The sequence below is a fragment of the Actinospica acidithermotolerans genome (assembly GCF_018139625.1).
GTDB lineage: Bacteria > Actinomycetota > Actinomycetes > Streptomycetales > Catenulisporaceae > Actinospica > Actinospica acidithermotolerans.
On the sequence record NZ_JAGSOH010000031.1, the window covers coordinates 1 to 17,366 of the forward strand.

12 protein-coding genes and 1 other RNA gene are annotated in these 17,366 nt (G+C 70.8%); 4 read left to right on the forward strand and 9 right to left on the reverse strand.

Annotation, left to right across the window (positions count from 1 at the left end; all coding sequences use genetic code 11):
• Positions 1-463 (reverse strand): MFS transporter (locus KDK95_RS13095; protein WP_212518398.1); only part of this gene is annotated, 463 nt, incomplete at its 3' end.
• 146 nt (positions 464-609) lie between these two features.
• Here KDK95_RS13095 and KDK95_RS13100 point away from each other — a divergent pair.
• Positions 610-1,500, forward strand: a complete 891-nt coding sequence (locus KDK95_RS13100; protein ID WP_212518399.1) for a hypothetical protein — start codon at positions 610-612, stop codon at positions 1,498-1,500.
• Between the two features lie 27 nt (positions 1,501-1,527).
• On the opposite strand, the gene KDK95_RS13105 is transcribed toward KDK95_RS13100, so the two are convergent.
• Entirely contained in the window at positions 1,528-3,468 is a 1,941-nt protein-coding gene (locus tag KDK95_RS13105; RefSeq protein ID WP_212518400.1) for a S53 family peptidase, read from the reverse strand.
• A gap of 375 nt (positions 3,469-3,843) precedes the next feature.
• On the opposite strand from KDK95_RS13105, the gene KDK95_RS13110 reads away from it, so the two are divergent.
• Positions 3,844-5,583, forward strand: a complete 1,740-nt coding sequence (locus tag KDK95_RS13110) for a hypothetical protein (protein WP_212518401.1) — start codon at positions 3,844-3,846, stop codon at positions 5,581-5,583.
• 190 nt (positions 5,584-5,773) lie between these two features.
• Here the strand turns inward: KDK95_RS13110 and ssrA are convergent.
• The 4 genes from ssrA to ftsE form a co-directional block, all read right to left on the reverse strand.
• Positions 5,774-6,182: a transfer-messenger RNA gene (gene ssrA / locus KDK95_RS13115) on the reverse strand.
• Between the two features lie 212 nt (positions 6,183-6,394).
• Positions 6,395-6,874, reverse strand: a complete 480-nt coding sequence (gene smpB, locus KDK95_RS13120) for an SsrA-binding protein SmpB (RefSeq protein WP_212518402.1) — start codon at positions 6,872-6,874, stop codon at positions 6,395-6,397.
• A gap of 14 nt (positions 6,875-6,888) precedes the next feature.
• Positions 6,889-7,803 (reverse strand): permease-like cell division protein FtsX, encoded by a 915-nt coding sequence (gene ftsX, locus KDK95_RS13125; protein ID WP_212518403.1) that lies wholly within the window; start codon positions 7,801-7,803, stop codon positions 6,889-6,891.
• 69 nt (positions 7,804-7,872) lie between these two features.
• Positions 7,873-8,562 (reverse strand): cell division ATP-binding protein FtsE, encoded by a 690-nt coding sequence (gene ftsE, locus KDK95_RS13130; RefSeq protein ID WP_212518404.1) that lies wholly within the window; start codon positions 8,560-8,562, stop codon positions 7,873-7,875.
• 150 nt (positions 8,563-8,712) lie between these two features.
• Between ftsE and KDK95_RS13135 the strand changes: the two genes are divergently transcribed.
• Positions 8,713-8,901 (forward strand): hypothetical protein, encoded by a 189-nt coding sequence (locus tag KDK95_RS13135; RefSeq protein WP_212518405.1) that lies wholly within the window; start codon positions 8,713-8,715, stop codon positions 8,899-8,901.
• Between the two features lie 370 nt (positions 8,902-9,271).
• Here KDK95_RS13135 and prfB read toward each other — a convergent pair whose 3' ends face one another.
• The 3 genes from prfB to KDK95_RS13150 all read right to left on the reverse strand — a co-directional run bounded on the left by prfB (position 9,272) and on the right by KDK95_RS13150 (position 14,028).
• Complete coding sequence (gene prfB / locus KDK95_RS13140) at positions 9,272-10,369, reverse strand: peptide chain release factor 2 (RefSeq protein WP_212518406.1); 1,098 nt, start codon at positions 10,367-10,369, stop codon at positions 9,272-9,274.
• A gap of 55 nt (positions 10,370-10,424) precedes the next feature.
• A complete protein-coding gene (locus tag KDK95_RS13145; RefSeq protein ID WP_212518407.1) occupies positions 10,425-12,494 on the reverse strand; it encodes a protein kinase domain-containing protein in 2,070 nt (689 codons plus the stop codon).
• 79 nt (positions 12,495-12,573) lie between these two features.
• Positions 12,574-14,028, reverse strand: coding sequence for a serine/threonine-protein kinase (locus tag KDK95_RS13150; RefSeq protein WP_212518408.1), 1,455 nt, complete (start codon positions 14,026-14,028; stop codon positions 12,574-12,576).
• Positions 14,029-14,364: 336 nt separating this feature from the next.
• On the opposite strand from KDK95_RS13150, the gene KDK95_RS13155 reads away from it, so the two are divergent.
• Positions 14,365-17,313, forward strand: a complete 2,949-nt coding sequence (locus KDK95_RS13155; RefSeq protein WP_212518409.1) for an FHA domain-containing protein — start codon at positions 14,365-14,367, stop codon at positions 17,311-17,313.
• Positions 17,314-17,366: the final 53 nt, after the last annotated feature.

Below are 17,366 nucleotides of genomic sequence, written 5' to 3' on the forward strand. Positions count from 1 at the left end.
GCCCCGACCACGCCCCGATCGCCCGCGCCCGGTCGTCCGGATGGAACGACGCCTCGATGATCGCCAACGAGCCCGGCGCCAGCAGCGCACCTCCCATGCCCTGCAACACCCGCGCCGCGATCAGCATGTCCACGTTCGGCGCCACGCCGCACAGCAGCGAAGCCGTCGCGAACCAGGCCACCCCGATCACGAACACCCGCCGCCGCCCGAACCGATCGCCCAACGACCCGCCGAGCAGGATCAACGACGCCAAGCTGAGCGTGTACCCGTTCACCACCCACTGCAGCGAAGCCGCCCCCGCATGAAACTGCGCGCCGATATGCGGCAGCGCGATGTTGACCACCGTCGCGTCGAGAAACGCCATCCCCGACCCGAGCACCGTCGCGACCAGCACCCACCGCCCATCGGCCCTCCCATACCGCACCCCCGTGCCGACGGCGGGACCGGTGACCGATGCGCTCATGGGGTGAATCTGCCCCAAGAGTCCGCATACGGAACTTCGATCGCGTCGGGCGAACCGGACTGAACGAGATGAGCTGGATGAGCTGAATGGCGGATGGCTGTCATGTACGGGTCGTCGGAGGTGGGCGGCTCCGTGACGCTGGGAGGGTGGATCGTCCCGAGGAACACGTGGAAGGCGCCGGGCCGTTCACGACGCGCGTGAGGCGCCGGCTGGCGGGCGGAGTCGTCGCGACGTGGGAGTCGCGGGTGGCGCGGAAGCGGGGGGCGCTGAAAATCAGCTCCGCGGACCGGTCGGACGCAGGCACGCCGGGCGGCAGCCTGCGTACGGCGGAGAACTTGCGCACGGCGGAGAGCTTGCGCACAGCGGACAGTGTCTCGCTCAAGCGGCTGGGGAGGCTCAACGTCGTCGCGGCCACGGCGTTCACGGTGGGCGGAGGGCTTTTCGCCCTGGGCGCGGCGCTGACGCAGCTCGGGAGCGTCGGGGCTACGGCCAGCGCGTCGATCTACTTCGCGGGCGGACTGTTCTTCAACACCGGCGGATACGCCTCGCTGTTGCAGGCGATCAACGCGCCTCGGCAAGGGCCGGACGCCGCCTCGCTGCTCACCGGCCGGTGGCGGTGGTGGAGCTACGAGCCTTCGCGGATCGGGTGGTTGAGCACGTTCCTGCTGTTCGCGGGGACGCTCGTCTTCGGCGTGAACCTGCTCGACTCGTTCCTGCAGGGGCTCACGGTCCAGCAGGTGAACCGGCTCATCTGGGCGCCGGACATCGTCGGGTGCGTGCTGTTCCTGCTCTCTGGCCACCTCGCGATCGTCGAGGTGTGCCACGGCCGGCCGCGCCTGAAACCGCATGAGCTCAGCTGGTGGATCGTCGCGGTCAACCAGCTGGGTTCCGTGCTCTTCATGGTCTCCGCGCTGGCCGCGTTCACGCGCCCGGACACCGGGAGCGCGATCAACGTCGACATCAGCAACTGGGGGACCTTCGCGGGAGCGGCGTGCTTCCTGATCGGGGGCGTGCTGCAGTTCTTCGAGCGACCGTGACGGCCGGGCTTGAGAGCCGGGTGGATCCTAGAAGCCGAAGCCGAACGACCTGAGGAACGCGGCGTTCGGTGAGCCGACGCCGGTGGCGAGGTCGTAGCCGCGGGTCGCGGGCAGGCCCTCGTCGGCGTTGTACTGCACCAGGCGGTAGTAGCCCGAGTAGGGGCTGTCCGACGGGTACTCGAAGATCACCGAGTCGACCGGGGTGCTGCCGATCTGGCGCGGGCTGCCGGTGACGTCGGTGGCCAGCGAGGCCCGGAAGTAGATCGCCGGGTTGGCGAAGCCGACCGGGATGCCGTGCTGCGCCTGCTGGGCGTCGGCGAGGATGCCTGCCCAGGACGGCGCCGAGACCGACGTGCCGCCGTAGCCCGCCTCCGAGTAGACGCCGCCGGTCGTCTGGCCGACGAGCGTGCTGCTGAAGTACAGGTCGCCGTTGAGCGAGATGTCGGGGATGGTCCGCTTCGGCGTCGTCTTCGTGCCGTCCATCAGTGTGGTGGACAGCTTCTTCGGGACGACCCAGCTCTGGTACCAGGGCTGTGCCTCCGTCTCGCTGACGCCGCCGCCGCCGCCGAAGGTGCCCGCGGCCGCGGCCCACGAGGTCGCGCCGGCCGCGGTGCGGCCGCTACGGTTGTCGCCCATGGCGGTCTCGAAGGCGTAGCCGCCCTGCTTGTTGAGCCCCAGGGCGGTGCCGCCGACGGCGGTGACCCAGGTGGACGAGGTCGGCCAGTCGACCGACGCGCGGCTGACGGTCGGGTCGCAGTTCAGGCCGCTGGCGACGGAGTAGGCGTCGTTGTTCATGCAGTCGCCGGTGGAGAAGTCGAAGGCGATGCCCTCGGTGGCGCCCAGTTCGAAGATCTGGTCGTAGGCGGCCATCGTCGCCGGGTCCAGGTCGCCGAGGGTCGAGAAGATCGACTCGCCCCACGAGTTGGACACGATGTCGGCGAGGTGGTTGTCGACGATCTCGGCTTCGGCGGCGATCAGGTCGCTGTCGTAGCAGGAGTTCGCCGCGACGGTGACGATCTTGGCGTCCGGCGCGAAGCCGTGCGCCATCTCGACGTCCAGCGCCTCCTCGGAGTTGTCCCCGTAGCCGCACACGTCCTCGTTCGTCCACTGCGACGGCGTGCTCACCTCGGAGTACTGGCCGGGCTTGAAGGGCTTGTCGCCGTGGTTGATCGAGTACTGGTCGGCGTCGGCCTCCATGGTGGAGGAGCCGTACCAGTTGACGATCGCGATGGTCGAGCCCTTACCGGTCAGCCCGGTCTGGGTGACCCCGTACGCCTTGCGCAGCTCGCTCGGGTACAGCGAGCACTGCGCGAGCGTGGACGGGTTGGAGTAGCCGGCCGGGACCGCGGGCAGCGTCGCCGGCGCCGTCTTCTGGCCGTAGTAGGCCGAGCACGACGGGTCCGAGGCCGTCGTGGCCGAGCCCGTCGTCGTGGACATGGTCACGGCGTGGGTCGTCGCCTGCGCCAGCCCCGAGACCCCGGAGACCGCGCTCGCCACGCCGGCCGGGATCACCGCGTTGTGCTGCGGCGCGTGCAGCGTGCCGTGCGCGGTCTTGTAGTTGTGCAGCGTCGTGTCAAACGCCTTGGGGACGTCGGCCGCCGGGCCCTTGACGTCGATCCAGTGGTCCGTCGTCGAGGTGACGGTGAATCCGGCCCCCGTGAGCCAGGACGTGACCGCCGAGATCTGCTGCGACGTCGCCCCGAAGTCCGCCCGGGCGGCGGCCGCGCTGAGGTAGTGCCGGTAGAGCGAACTGGTCGGATCCGAGACGTTCTTGGCGTAGGCGGCCAGGCCCGCCGCGTTCCGGCCCGCGAGGTAGACGCGGACGGACAACTGCGTGGCGCCCGCCGTCTGGCCTTGGTCGGCGGCGGCGGTCGCATAGCTCGGGCTGCTACCGGACAGGGTGTGGGCACTCTGAACGGCACTCGCCGGTGCCGCGGCTGCGACTCCGGCCGAGAGGGCGGCCAACACGACGGAGATCGCCGTCGCTGCTGCAATTCGCCCGCGTCGCCGTTGTACGGCTGAACTCATGGTGCGCAGTTCCCTTCCATGGTGGAGAGATGCACTTAATGTCCGAATATCGGCATGTTCGTACCCTCATTCGGACAGACAGCCCATTTATAAAGGCGGACCGCCGGGTAGACAAGGGGTGCGGGGCTTTCGATATGCGGAATGCCCGCATGCTTCAGGCGTGCGGTCCGCCGACCGCGGACGCGTATCGGGCAAAGCACTGGAAATCAACCGGAAGAGCCCCCCGGGCACGACGAAGGCCGCACCGCCCTCGATGGGGACGATGCGGCCTGGCTGCAGTGCATTCAGGTCAGCCAGAGGATGTAGGTACTGCTCATGGAGGGAGAGAAATCCAGAGGCATTGAACATGCTGACATGACACACTCCACACCGGGCCCTAGGCCCAGCATCACAATCCAATACAATGGAGTGGAATCAGTGGCAAACATGCTGCTACGACAACGCGCTCTACGTGTCACGACGGCCTTGGCGGTAGCCGTCGCGCTCACCGCGGGTGTCCCCGCCGTGGCCTTCGCCGGCAGCGCGGACGGCGACATCCGCCTATCGGCACTCGACCTCTCACCAGCGACAGTCGATGCGAGCACGGGCTCGGCCACGGCGAACCTCACATGGACGATCACCGATTCGAACGCGAGCGCGAGCACCGTTCAAGGCACGGTCGAAATCCGCCAGCGCGCCGCCGACGGGGAGTTCACCGGGCCGGCCTACGACGTGCCGTTCGGGCTTACCCAGACGGCGACGGGCGACGTCTCGGCCAACTACCCGGCCACCGCGCAGTCGTCGAGCTATTCATACACCTTCCAGGTTCCCCAATACGTTGCGGGAACCGCGGCCGTCTGGGCGGTTGAGCGCGTGACCGCCTCGGACGATCAGTCGGACAGCCTTGACGCCGGCTCCGCGACCCTGAACAGGTTCGCCAGTTCGGTCACAGCGACCGAACTCCAAGACGCGAGCGTTCCGAAGATCGCGAACGTGAGTTTCGACAACGCCGACCAGCCGACCTACCTCTACGACGTGGGTGTCTCACCGACTGTCGGCTATCTAATCGAGGTGACGTCGGCGGACGCGGGATTCTGGCACGGAGAGTTGCACCTGCGCAACACGGCTGGCCGGACTCTCGATGCCGCCTTCAGCCTGCAGTACGGCTTCGACGGCTCCACCAGTTGCGGCAACGGGCCGGATGCCGGGGTCAACTGGGGCGCGAGCGATGTGATGTGCGACGTGGTCGTGAGCATCCCAGCCGGCTCACCCGCGGGTACCTGGACGCTGGACAGCGTTCAGCTCACGGACACGGCGGGGGCCAAGGCAAAGTACTCCCACCTCGGTGAGCTGCCCGTCCAGGTGACGGATGACAGTAAGCTGCAAGCCGGCGACTTCTCGCTCAACCCCACGAGCGTGAACAACTGGTCGAGCGTACAGAAGATCGCCCTCTCGCTGACCCCGACCGGAGCTACCGGCGGCATCTCGACCGTCGTCGTCGATACGAATCCGGGGTGCGGCGGATCTACCACGCAATCCCCCGCCGTCTCGGCCGACGGCAGCTTGACGGTCTCCATAAGCATGCCGCCGATCTACCAGAAGCAGTGCTCGGTCACCGGGATCGCCGTCGTAGACGGCGCGGGGGACGTCGCCGTCTACGGCAGCACCTTCGACGGCCCGGCGCTCAACCTTGTCGCGAACCAGATTCCCGACACCAGTGCCCCGGTCGCTCTCTCGGCGTCCTTGAGCTCACCGACCACGACGTCCACCCAGGGCGAATTGCTCAGCGTCGATGTGTCCTCCTTCGCCGGCGTCGGAGAGATGGACGTCGAGGTCTACGACAGTACGACAGGCACCTCCGCCTATTACCAGTACGGCGGTGTGACCTGGACTACCAGCGGCACGCTCAAGTGGGGAATCAACCTGTCGGGAGTCGCACCCGGCACTTACACAGTCGCGTTCACACTCATCGACAACGGCGGACTCTCGACCGCGTACGGCTACGCGCCCTCCGCTTCTTCCAACTCTCAGCCGATGCCCGGTGGCCCGCTGCAGTTCACCGTGGCAGCGAGCTGAGCCTGCCGGTGCCGAGGTGCGCCGTCGACCGGTCGACGGCGCACCGCTTGGAAGCCCACCTGACCTACCGGCGGTCGTGACCGCCGGAACCGCCCGGCCACGCCGAAAGCCGTGCGCAGACGATGAAGGCCGCACCATCCACAGCAGGATGATGCGGCCTGATCGGGCCATACCTGGGCAATCCAGGTCACGGTGGAGGTGCCGGGAATCGAACCCGGGTCCATCGGCGGCTCTGCAGGGCTTCTACGGGCGTATTCCCGAACGCTTTTCTCGGCTCCGGCGATCCCCGGGACGGGTCACCGACAAGCCCAGCCACGTAAGTTCCCTCACTCACCCGTGGCCTGTTCGTGAGGTTTTGCCCCCTAGATGATGCCGCGGCCAGGTCGGGGGCGATCCTGGAGCGACAAAGGAACTGCGGTGAAACCTTACTGCTGGACTAGCGAGAAGCTAGATCAGGCAGCGAGGGCCATCGTGTTCCGGGCAACCGTCTTCTGGTTGGCATTTGTTTTTTTGCCGTGTTTCGTGGTTAACGAGATCATCACGGCTTCCTCGGCCCGCTTCCCCTGCGTCGACGTCCAATGTCGAAACCGTTCACCCCCGGGTGGTGGAACCACACACGGGCACGGCTCGCACGCGGCGAGCGCAGAAGAGCGTACGTGTGCAGTTCTCAAACAACGGCCGACGTCCAGGCGACGCGGCTGAAGCTCCTTCAAGGATAGCGGGTGGCGCGGCGCCGCAGCCACTTGTTTGCGATCAGCGAACAGTGGCGCCGCGCCGCTAGACCGTACCGCGCCGTACCGCGCCGCTTCGCTCAGGCCCGCTGCCGCCGCCGGGCCGAGGACATCGCCCGCTCTGCCTCGCGCTTCATGGTGCGCTCCATGATCGTCTGGCGCTTGTCGTAGTCCTTCTTGCCCCGGGCGAGTCCGAGCTCGACCTTCGCCTTGCCGTCCTTGAAGTACAGCTCCAGCGGGATCAGCGTCAGGCCCGACTCCTTGGTCTTGCCGATCAGCTTCTGGATCTCCGCCTTGTGCAGCAGCAGCTTGCGCAGCCGGCGCGGCGCGTGGTTGTTCCAGGTGCCCTGGTTGTACTCGGGGATGTGCACGTTGTACATCCACAGCTCGCCGTCGCGGATCTGGGCGAATCCGTCGACCAGGGAGGCGCGGCCCTCGCGGAGCGACTTCACCTCGGTCCCGGTCAGCACGATGCCGGCCTCCCAGGTGTCCTCGATGAAGTACTCGTGCCGCGCCTTCTTGTTCCGGGCGATCGTCTTCTGACCCTGCTCCTTGACCATGGTTCGATTATCGCTCAGACGCGCAAGTACTTACGCAGCGTGAACGCGGATGCGACCACCGCCATCAGGATGCCCGCGCCGAGCAGCACCGGCACGATGAACACGAACGGACCCCAGCCGATGAACTGGATCGAGGTCAGGTGCGGGGCCACGATCCCGTCGATGAAGAAGGCCTTGATCCCGATCAGCACGCCCGAGGCCAGCACGCCGCCGAACAGGCCGGCGACGGCGCCCTCGAGCAGGAACGGCATCTGGATGTAGAAGTTCGACGCGCCGACCAGCCGCATGATGCCGGTCTCCCGCCGTCGGCTGAACGCCGAGAGCCGGACCGTGTTGAAGATCAGCAGGAACGCGAGCACCAGCATGACGCCGGCGACGCCGACGGCCGTGTACTCGGCGATGTGGATGAAGGTGAACAGCGGTGAGAGCAGCTGCTGCTCGTCGACCACCGACGAGACGCCCGGCATGCCGCCGACCGCGCCCTCGACGATCTGGTACTTCGACGGGTCGGTCAGCTTCACCCGGTAGTCGGACTCGAGGAAGCTCGGCGTCGCGTTCTGCCCGAGCGCGGTCTTGCCGTACTCCTCCTCGTAGTGCTGGTAGGCCTCCTGCTGCGACTCGTAGATGACGCCGCCGGGCGCCACGTAGGGCGTGATCTCCAGCTTGGCCTTGATCGCGTCGCTCTCCGCGGCGGTCACCGCGCTGGTGCAGTTCGCCGAGTTACCGACGTCGTTCTGGTTGCACATGTAGACGGCGACCTGGACCTTGCCGTACCAGTAGCCCTCCATCGCCTTCGTCTGCTGCCACATGAGCAGACCCGCGCCGAGCATGGTCAGCGCGACGGCGGTGGAGACGATGACGGCGATCACCATCGTCAGGTTGCGTCGCAGGCCGTGGCCGATTTCCTGGAGTACGTACTGGATCCGCATATCGGTCGATTCCCTGCAGAAGTCTTCTCGTGGTGGGGGACGTGGGCCGCGGCGGCGGCCGCGTGCGGGTTAGCGCACGTAGCCGTACACGCCGCGGGCCTGGTCGCGCACGAGGTTGCCCTGGTCGAGCTCGAGCACCCGCTTGCGCATCTGGTTCACGATGGCCTGGTCGTGGGTGACCATGACCACGGTCGTCCCGGTGCGGTTGATCCGGTCGAGCAGCTTCATGATGCCGACGCTGGTCTCCGGGTCGAGGTTACCGGTCGGCTCGTCCGCGATGAGGATCATCGGCCGGTTCACGAACGCGCGCGCCACCGCGACCCGCTGCTGCTCGCCGCCGGACAGCTCGCTCGGGAGCCGGTCCTCCTTGCCGTCGAGGCCGACGAGGTCGAGGACCTCGGGAACCACCTTGTTGATGTGGCTCTTGGGCTTGCCGATCACCTCGAGCGCGAAGGACACGTTCTGGTGCACGGTCTTGTTCGGCAGCAGCCGGAAATCCTGGAAGACGGTGCCGATCAGCCTGCGGTGGTGCGGCAGCTTCCAGTTGGACAGCTTGGACAGGTCCTTGCCGGCCACGATGACCCGGCCGGTGGTGGGCCGCTCCTCGCGCAGGATCAGCCGCATGAAGGTCGACTTGCCGGAGCCGGAGGAACCGATCACGAAGACGAACTCTCCGCGCTCGACCTCCAGGGACATCTCGCTCAGGGCGGGGCGTTCCTGGCCCGGGTACGTCTTGCTGACGTTCTCGAAGCTAATCACGGTTGCATCACGTCCGGCAGTGTAGTGAGAGTGCGCCGCCCCCGCCGGGGGGAGTTGCGCGAACTTCACTGGAGTGTAGGACGCCGGGGACGGGTAGGAGGGAACGGATGGCGGCGCCGGGGCGTTCTACTTCGTAACGAGGAGGAACCGATGCGACGAGACGACCTGGTGTGCGCCCACTGCGCGGGGCGGGTGTCCGAGGGGCGCTGCCCGGTCTGCCGTGCCGCGCGTGACCAGTACGGATACGGGCGGAACGGACTTAACGCCACGTGGTGGATGCTGCTCGCCGTGGTGGCCGCGCTGATAGCCGCCGTGGCGCTGGACGTCCGATTTGCGTGACTCGAATGTGGCTCCGGTCACATTTGCAGCTTAAACCCCGCATGTGCGCGGGATTACCGTCCGATTACCGTACGCATAAGCAGAACCGGCGCCCTGTCGGGAACCTTCCCGAGGGCGCCGGCTTCGTAGTGTCCGCACGGCGGAGCGGACTTAGCGCCGCCGTCGCCAGCGGATCGCGGCCTGGATTATCCACCGCCCGTCGATCTCCGCCACGCTCAGCGTTTCCGCCACGCTCGGGGCTGCCGCCACGCTTAGCGCTGCCGCCGCCAGCGGATCGCGGCCTGGATTAACCACCACCCGTCGATCTCCGCCACGGTCAGCGTGTCCGCCACGGTCAGCGTTTCCGCCACGCTCAGGGCTGCCGCCACGCTTAGCGCTGCCGCCGCCAGCGGATCGCGGCCTCGATGAATCCGTCGATCTCGCCGTCCAGCACGGCCGAGGTGTTGCCGGTCTCGAACTCCGTGCGCAGGTCCTTGACCATCTGGTACGGGTGCAGCACGTAGGAGCGCATCTGGTTGCCCCAGGAGCCGCCGGAGTCGCCCTTGAGCGCGTCCATCTTGGCCTGCTCCTCCTGCCGCTTCACGTCGAGCAGCTTGGCCTGCAGGACCGCCATGGCCGAGGCCTTGTTCTGCAGCTGAGAGCGCTCGTTCTGGCAGGAGACCACGATGCCGGTCGGGATGTGCGTCAGGCGCACCGCCGAGTCGGTGGTGTTCACGCCCTGGCCGCCGGGGCCCGAGGAGCGGTAGACGTCCACCCGCAGCTCGTCCTCGGGGATGTCGATGTGGTCGGTCTGCTCGACGACCGGGAGCACCTCCACGCCCGCGAACGAGGTCTGCCGGCGGCCCTGGTTGTCGAAGGGCGAGATGCGCACCAGGCGGTGGGTGCCCTGCTCGACGGAGAGCGTGCCGTACGCGTACGGCGCCTTGACCTGGAAGGTCGCGGACTTGATGCCCGCCTCCTCCGCGTACGAGGTGTCGTAGACCTCGGTCGGGTAGCCGTGCCGCTCGCAGTAGCGCAGGTACATCCGCAGCAGCATCTCGGCGAAGTCCGCCGCGTCCACGCCGCCCGCCTCCGAGCGGATGGTGACCAGCGCCTCGCGGGAGTCGTACTCGCCGTTGAGCAGCGTGCGCACCTCCATCTCGGAGACCGCCTTGGTCACGCCGGGCAGCTCGTCGGCCGCCTCGTTCACGGTGTCCGCGTCGTCCTCCGCGAGGCCGAGCTCGTAGAGGGTCTCGAGGTCGTCGAGGCGCCGGCGCAGGCCCTCCACCCGGGACAGCTCGCCCTGGAGGTTGGACAGCCGGCTCGTCACCTGCTGCGCCTTGGCCTGGTCGTCCCACAGGTCCGGCGCCGCGGCCTCCTCGTTCAGCCGCTTGATCTCCGCGCGCAGCGCGTCGAGGTCCACGACGGCCTCGATCGACGCCATGGTGGACTTGAGGTTTTTGAGGTCTTCAGCAAGGTCTACCGACACAGCTCTTAAGACTACGCGACGCGGGGCGCCGTGTTCGCCTCGGTTTACCGCTCCTTCAGCGGCTGGTCGTGTAAACCGAGACGGATCCGTCCGAGTTGACCGCCGCCAGGGCGACTCCGCCGCCCGGCACGCTGGTCACGCCGGGCGGGTTGACGGCCGCGACGCCGGCCGAGGCCCAGGTCATCGTGCCGTGCAGCTCCGCGCCGGAGAATTCGAACACCTGCAGGCCGGCCGAGGCGGAGAGCACGAACAGGTCGGGGTGGCCGTCGGCGGCGTACGCCGTGGCGGGCTGGCCCGTGGCGCCGGTGGGCCAGGCGTACTGCCAGCCCTTCCCGTCGTTGTAGACGCGCATCGTGGCGCCGTCTGAAGCCCGTACGACGTACACCGCGACGGCACCGCCGTGCGCGGCGACGGCGACCTGATAGTCGATCAGGCCCGCCTGCGGCAGCTGCTGCCAGGCGGTGAACTCGCCGTCGGCCGCGACGGTGCCTTCGACGAGGTGCTTGTCGGGGGTGGCGACCACGACGACGGTCCGGCCGCCGTCGGCGGCCGCGGCGGGAGCCCCGGCCGCGTGCACGGTGCCCAGCCGGGTCCAGCCGGACCAGCCGTTGCCGGGGGTGGTGAGCACGGCCCGCATGACGTTGCCGCCCTGCGCGGTCGCGTAGAGCTCGAGGCCGCTGCTCGCGCCGTCTAGGGCGGGCTGCACGGTGCTGGCCACGCCGGGCACGATCGTCCAGTTCGCGCTCGTCGTGCTGGTGCCGGCCGGGACGGACGCGACGCGTACGTTGCCGTCGGTGCCGGTGGCCGCCGCGTACAGGAAGCCGTCGAAGTAGGCGAGCTGGACCGCCCCGACGACGGGCGAGGAGGGGGCGGGCAGGCTGGAGTACGCGGCGAAGCCGAAGCCGCCGGACTCGGGCAGCGCGGTCAGCCCCGTCGGGGTCGCGGAGGCGGCCGCGGAGGCCTCCGTGGCGGCCGTGGCGCGCGCCGCGTCGGCCGCCGGGTCGGAGTTCCCGGCGGAGCCCGAGCCGCCGCTGAAGGCGAATCCGAGCACGGACAGCAGGATCAGGCCGAGGCCGATCGCCGCGGGCAGCCAGCGGGGGCGGCGGCGCTTCTGGCGGGGCGCGCCGCCGCGGGGCCGCTCGGCCTCCTCGTCCGGGTCGATCGGCTCCTTGATCGGCTTCATCTGGTTGATGTGCGTCGAGCGGGAGTCGTCGGAGAGCGGGTCGGTCGCGGCCTGCACCAGCGGCACGGCGCCCGCGTGGACCGCCGATCCGGTCGGGTAGGAGCCGTTCCCGCGCGGCGAGGCGACCCGCAGCGCCGGGAGCCCGGCGAGCGCGGGGCGGCATTCGCGCAGCGCGGCGGCGAATTCGGCGGCTGACAGCCGGGCCGCCGGGCTCTTCGCCAGGCAACGGTCCATCAGTTCGGTGAGCCGCTCGGGCATTCCGGGCACCCGGGGCGCGGGCTCGGTGACGTGCCGGCGCAGGACGGCGCCGGGATGGCCGCCGCCGAACGGCGTCCAACCGGTCGTCAGCTCGAACAGCACGGTGGCGAGCGCGTAGACGTCCACGGCCGGGCCTGGCGGGCAGCCCTCGATGACCTCGGGGGCGAGGTAGTCGGGCGTGCCGACGATGCGGGTGGCGCGGCTGCGGCGCGGACCGTCGACCAGCCGGGCGATGCCGAAGTCGGTCAGCCGGCCCCGGCCCACGGCGTCGACCAGCACGTTCTCCGGCTTCACGTCGCGGTGCACGATGCCCTTCTCGTGCGCGGCGGCGAGCGCCTCGGCGATGTCCGCGCACACGCCCGCGGCCTGCTCCGGCGGCATCGGCCCCTCGCGGTCGAGCCGGCCGCGCAGGTCCGGCCCGTTGAGCAGGTCCATCACCAGCGCGAGGTCGTTGCCGTCCACGACGAGGTCGCGCACCCCGACGATCCGCGGATGGCGCAGCCCGGTGAGCACGGTGCGCTCCTGGACGAAGCGCGCGATCAGCGTCTGATCGGCCGTCAGGTCTTCGTGCAGCAGCTTGATGGCGACCGGGCCCTCGGGGCCTTCGCCGGACCACACGGTCCCGCACGTGCCGCGTCCGATCACCCGCGTCACCGTGTACCGGCTACCGATTCTGCGCGTCACAGCTCGCTCCACTGGGGCCGTTGTCGAAACGGCATCACCCTAGCGGCGCACGGAGCGTTCGGCGTGCAGACCCACGGAATCAGCTGATCTGACGACTCACCGAGAAACCGAGTCTGTGGGTGATCGACGACTCGCCGCGGTCCTTGGCGATCCGGTTGCCGATCTCCACCCCGATCAGCGCGGCCAGCGCCAGCACGATGAGCAGGATCGCGATCCGGCCGAGGCAGCCGACGCCGCTCTTGGGCACCGGGTCGTACGCGGCGGCCGGACGCGGCTGGCGCGGCGCCTGGCGCAGCGGGGCCGGACCGACGGGGCGCTGAGGGAGCTGGGGCTGCACCGGCGCGGCGACGCGCTGCTGCGGCGGCCGGTAGGCGGCCTGCTGGGACTGCGGGGCGTAGCCGGCGTTGCGCGGCGGCATCGCGTCGCGCGGGGTGCGCGGCGCGGCGGGTCCAGGGAAGACCGGCTGCGCCGGATAGCCGCCGGGCTGCTGGGCCGGGCGCGCCGAGGGCACCACCGGGGAGGGCGCGGCCGCGTTCGCGGAGTAGGCGCTGATCTTCCGGGTGGGCGCGGCGGCCGCGGCGGCGCCGGCGGCCACGCCCGCGGCGGCCGGGGTCCGGCTCGGCGGCGCGGCCTTCGGCGGCGCGAGTTCGGCCTCTGAGAGCTTCGGCAGCACCACGGTGCCCTCGCGCGGGTGCACCGGCAGCCGGCCGTCCCCGCCGGGCTGCCCGGAGCCGACGGCGGCGCGCAGCCGGACCGCGAGCTGCCCGGCGTCCGGGCGCCGGGCCGGGTCCTTGGCGAGCGCGGAGGCGATGACCGACCAGAGCGGGTCGGAGATGCCGTCCGGGCGCGGCGGCGGCTGCGTCTGGTGGGCCTGGAAGACCTCCATGGCGTCGCTGCCGCGGAACGGCGGGCGGCCGGTCATCAGCTCGAAGAACATGATGCCGCTGGCGTAGACGTCGACCGCCGGCGTGGGCTGCTGGCCCGAGATGACCTCGGGGGCCAGGTAGTAGGGGGTGCCGACGACCTGGCTGGTGCGGGTCACCGAGGGGGCGTCGGCGAGCCGTGCGATGCCGAAGTCGGTCAGCAGCGGCCGGTAGCCGCCGTCGTCCGGCTGCAGCAGCACGTTGGCCGGCTTGACGTCGCGGTGGATGATCTTGGCGGCGTGGGCCACGGCGAGGGCCTCGGCGACGTCGGCGACCAGCAGCGCGGACTCGGTCGCCCCCAGGGTGCCGCGGCTGCGCACGTAGGCGCGCAGGTCCGGCCCCTCGACCAGCTGCATGACCAGGGCGAGCACATCGCCCTCGACGACGAGGTCGCGCACCGAGACGAGCGAGCGGTGCCGCATGGACACCAGGGCGGTGCGCTCGCGCAGGAACCGGGTGACCACGTCGGCGTCGTTGGCCAGCTCCTCCAGGAGGACCTTGATCGCGACGGCCTCCCCGGTGTCGCGGACCCGGCCCCGCCAGACCGCGCCGAAGGCCCCGCGCCCCAGTTGCGTCTCCAGCTCATAGCGGCTGCCGATCGGCTGGCCCACGTGAAACCCTTTCCTCCCCGGCCTCGCGGCGTACGGTGGTGCAAGCGGTGCGGTGGTGGCGGTGGTGCGCCTGTGGTGGTGTCGCGGTGGTGCCAGGCCAGCGTAGTGCGAGCGGGGAACTCCCCGGCGTCTGGGATGGCGGTTTGTACCCCAATCGCTACCTTAATTCCACCCGGTAATCCGGCGGAAGGGCTTCCGGGGCGCGGCGCGCGGCACGGCGGATCCGGGGCGCCCGAAGATCGCGTCCCGGTTGGCGAGCCGGGACTGTCAGAAGTCTCGGCTAACGTATCTTTGGTAGCTCTCCCCGTCCCGCCGCTCCAAGGACCGCGTACTCCCATGCAGCTGCGACTGTCCGTCAGTGTGCCGACCGGGCCAGCCCGTGCCCCGGGCCGGGCCACGGCCGGCGGCGCGAACCCGAACTCCCTGCTGGACGTGCTGGTCACGGCCCCGGCGGGGACGCCGCTGCGCGCGGCGGCCGGGCAGCTGGCGAACCTCGCGGGGCTGGCCGAGCCGGTCTTCCACGTGGGCGCCCGGCGGCTCGCGGACGACCATCCGCTCGGCGTGCCCCCGCTCGTGGACGGCGCGGTTCTGACGGCGGATCAGCCGGACGCGGCGCTGCCCCCGCCCGGGAATCTGGAGCTGCACGTGATCGGCGGCCCGGACGCCGGCGGGGTGCACCTGCTGACGCCGCCCCCGCCGGGCCTGGCCGCGCTGCGGCTGACGATCGGCCGCGGCGCCGAGGCGGACATCCGGATCGAGGACCCTGACCTGTCCCGGCGGCACGCGGTGCTGACGGTGAGCACCGACTGGGTGCGCCTGGCGGACTGCGGCTCGACCAACGGCACGGTGCTCGGCGGCAGCCGCATCGGCGAGGAGCCGGTGCTGCTCGCGCCGCAGACCCCGGTGCGGCTCGGCGAGACGACGCTGCTGCTGCGGCACGGCGAGGAGTCCCTGGAGGTGGACCCGGACCGGCTCGGCAGGGTGCTGGTACGCGTCGTGCCGCGCAGCAACCCGGCCGTGCCGGCCCCCCGCTTCGAGCTGCCGACGCCCCCCGGCGCGCGCGGCCTGCCCGCCGCAAGGCGCCGCATGCAGGCGGCCTTCGAGCAGGCGAAGGCGGCCACCGAGGCGAAGATCTCCGCGGCCCTCGCGGTCGAGTCGGGCCTGCGCCGTACCCGGCACCCGGACCCGGCCGCGCTGCTGACCACGGCGCTGCGCCCCGGGCTCGGCCTGTGGAGCCGCGGCCGGGACCAGCCCGAACTGCTGGAGCTGCGGCTCGGCACGGCGCGGCTGCCCTCCTCCGTGACGGTCACCCAGGGCCCGCGCAGCTTCCGCCCGCGCGTCCCGGCCGCGCCGGTCACCGTGGACCTGTCCGGGGTCGGCGTGCTCGGCCTGGTGGCGGCGGAGGGCCCCGAGGGCGGCGAGGATCTCGAGCTGCCGCCCTACGACCTGCTCGGCAGCGAGCACACCGGCGCCGGGACCTCGGGCTCGTACTCGGTGCGCGCCCTGGCCCGCAGCCTCGTCGCCCAGCTCGCCGCCCTCTGCTCCCCCCTGGACGTCGACCTGGTCGTGCTGTGCACCAACGGCGCCGAACGCTGGCGCTGGACGACCTGGCTGCCGCACTGCGCCCCGCAGGACGGTCAGAACTGCCGCGCGATGGTCGCCTTCGACGCGGGCCAGCTGGCCGCCCGGCTGGCCGAGCTGACGGTCCGTCTGGAGGCCCGCCAGGGCGCGCTGCGCGGCAGCGACGAGCCGTGGCCGGGGCGCCGTACCGTGCTCGTGCTGGACCGCGGGGAGTCGGCCGCGAAGGCGCCGTACCCGCCGGAGCTGCTGCGCCTGCTGGCCGAGGGCCCGCGCGTCGGCATGCACGCCATCGTCGTGGCCGACCGCCGCGAGGAGCTGCCCGAGGGCGTCGCCGCGATCGCCGCCGTCGGCGGGGAGGTGCACACCCGGCTGCGGCTGGAGCAGCCCGGGAAGCTGACCATGGAGGGCATACTCGCCGATCTGACGTCGCCCCAGTGGGCCATCAGATTCGCGCACGCCCTCGCCCCGCTGCGGGACTCGCGCGAGGGCGGCGTCCAGGGCATACACGGCACGAACCAGCGCCAGCTGCCCGAGGAGGCCAGGCTGCTGCCGCTGCTGGAGCTGGACCTGCTCACCCCGACGAAGCTCTCGGCGCGGTGGGCGGCGGTCAGGGAGTCGGCGGCCCGAGAACAGGCGGCACGGGAACAGGCGGTTCGAGAACAGCCGCGGACGGCACGGCGGAGCATCGGCGGGTACGAACAGGCGGCAGCGGCAGGCGGCGCGGGATTGCCGGTCGTGTTGGGCGCGGACAGCCACGGGGCGGTACGGGCGGAACTGACGGGGCACCACATCCTGGTCGGCGGAGCGTCGGGCTCCGGCATCTCCGAGGCGCTGCGCTCCATCCTGTGCTCCGCCGCGCTCCCGACCCCGCCCGAGCGGCTGCGCGTGCTGCTCGTCTCCGGCGGCAACGGCGCGTCCTGGGGCGAGACCACCCGCCTTCCGCACGTGGCCCTGCACGCCGCGGACGCGACGAACGAGGCCGAGCTTCGCCACCTGCTCGCCACGGCGCGCGAGTTCTACGAGGAGCGCGGCGCACGCGAAGTGCGCGGGGTACGGGGAACGAGCGAGGTGCACGGCGCGCGCGGGACGGGCGATGCGCGCGGGAACGGGGACGTGCGCTCCGTGCTCGGGGCGCTCGAGCCGGACCGGCCCTCCGAAAGGCTGCTGCTCGGCGTCGACGGACTCGATCGGATCGCCGTGCGCCACCCCTGGTTCGTGAAGGAGCTGACGGAGCTGGCCCAGGAGGGGCGCCCGCACGGCGTCCATCTGCTGCTCGGCATCACCCTCGACGACGGCCCCGCGCGCCGGCTGCTCGACGGCGAGCTCTGCGAGGAGCTCGACCTGCGCCTGGCGCTGCGGACCTACGGCCCCGAGGAATCCAGAAGGCTGATCTCGCTGCCGGACGCGGCGGCCATCCGCCCCAGCCTGCCCGGCCGCGGCTGGCTGGCCCTGCCCGACGGCAGGGTCCTGCCGGTCCAGGTTCCCCGCGTCAGCGGCCGTATGGCCTCCAGCGCCACCGCCCGCGCCCACGTGGCCGTCGACGACTGGCGCCGCCTCGGCGACCAACTGCCCAACCGCGCCCTGGGCGGCACCGGCGCGCTCCCCCTGCAGCCCGGCACCCCGACGGACCTCGCGCTCCTCGTCGAGAGCGCGACCCGGGCGGCGATGGCGCCGAGTCGAACGGCGGCGGCCAGCAGCCGGTAGGCGGGATGGTCGCCGATGCTTCGGTCGGCCTGACCGGCCTTCCGCTCGCGCGG

Excerpts from the sequence above, each read along its gene's own strand:
- KDK95_RS13110 (WP_212518401.1), top strand. The coding sequence starts at position 3,844 with ATGGAGGGAGAGAAATCCAGAGGCATTGAACATGCTGACATGACACAC.
- smpB (WP_212518402.1), bottom strand. The coding sequence starts at position 6,874 with ATGGTCAAGGAGCAGGGTCAGAAGACGATCGCCCGGAACAAGAAGGCG.
- ftsX (WP_212518403.1), bottom strand. The coding sequence starts at position 7,803 with ATGCGGATCCAGTACGTACTCCAGGAAATCGGCCACGGCCTGCGACGC.
- KDK95_RS13135 (WP_212518405.1), top strand. The coding sequence starts at position 8,713 with ATGCGACGAGACGACCTGGTGTGCGCCCACTGCGCGGGGCGGGTGTCC.
- KDK95_RS13155 (WP_212518409.1), top strand. The coding sequence starts at position 14,365 with ATGCAGCTGCGACTGTCCGTCAGTGTGCCGACCGGGCCAGCCCGTGCC.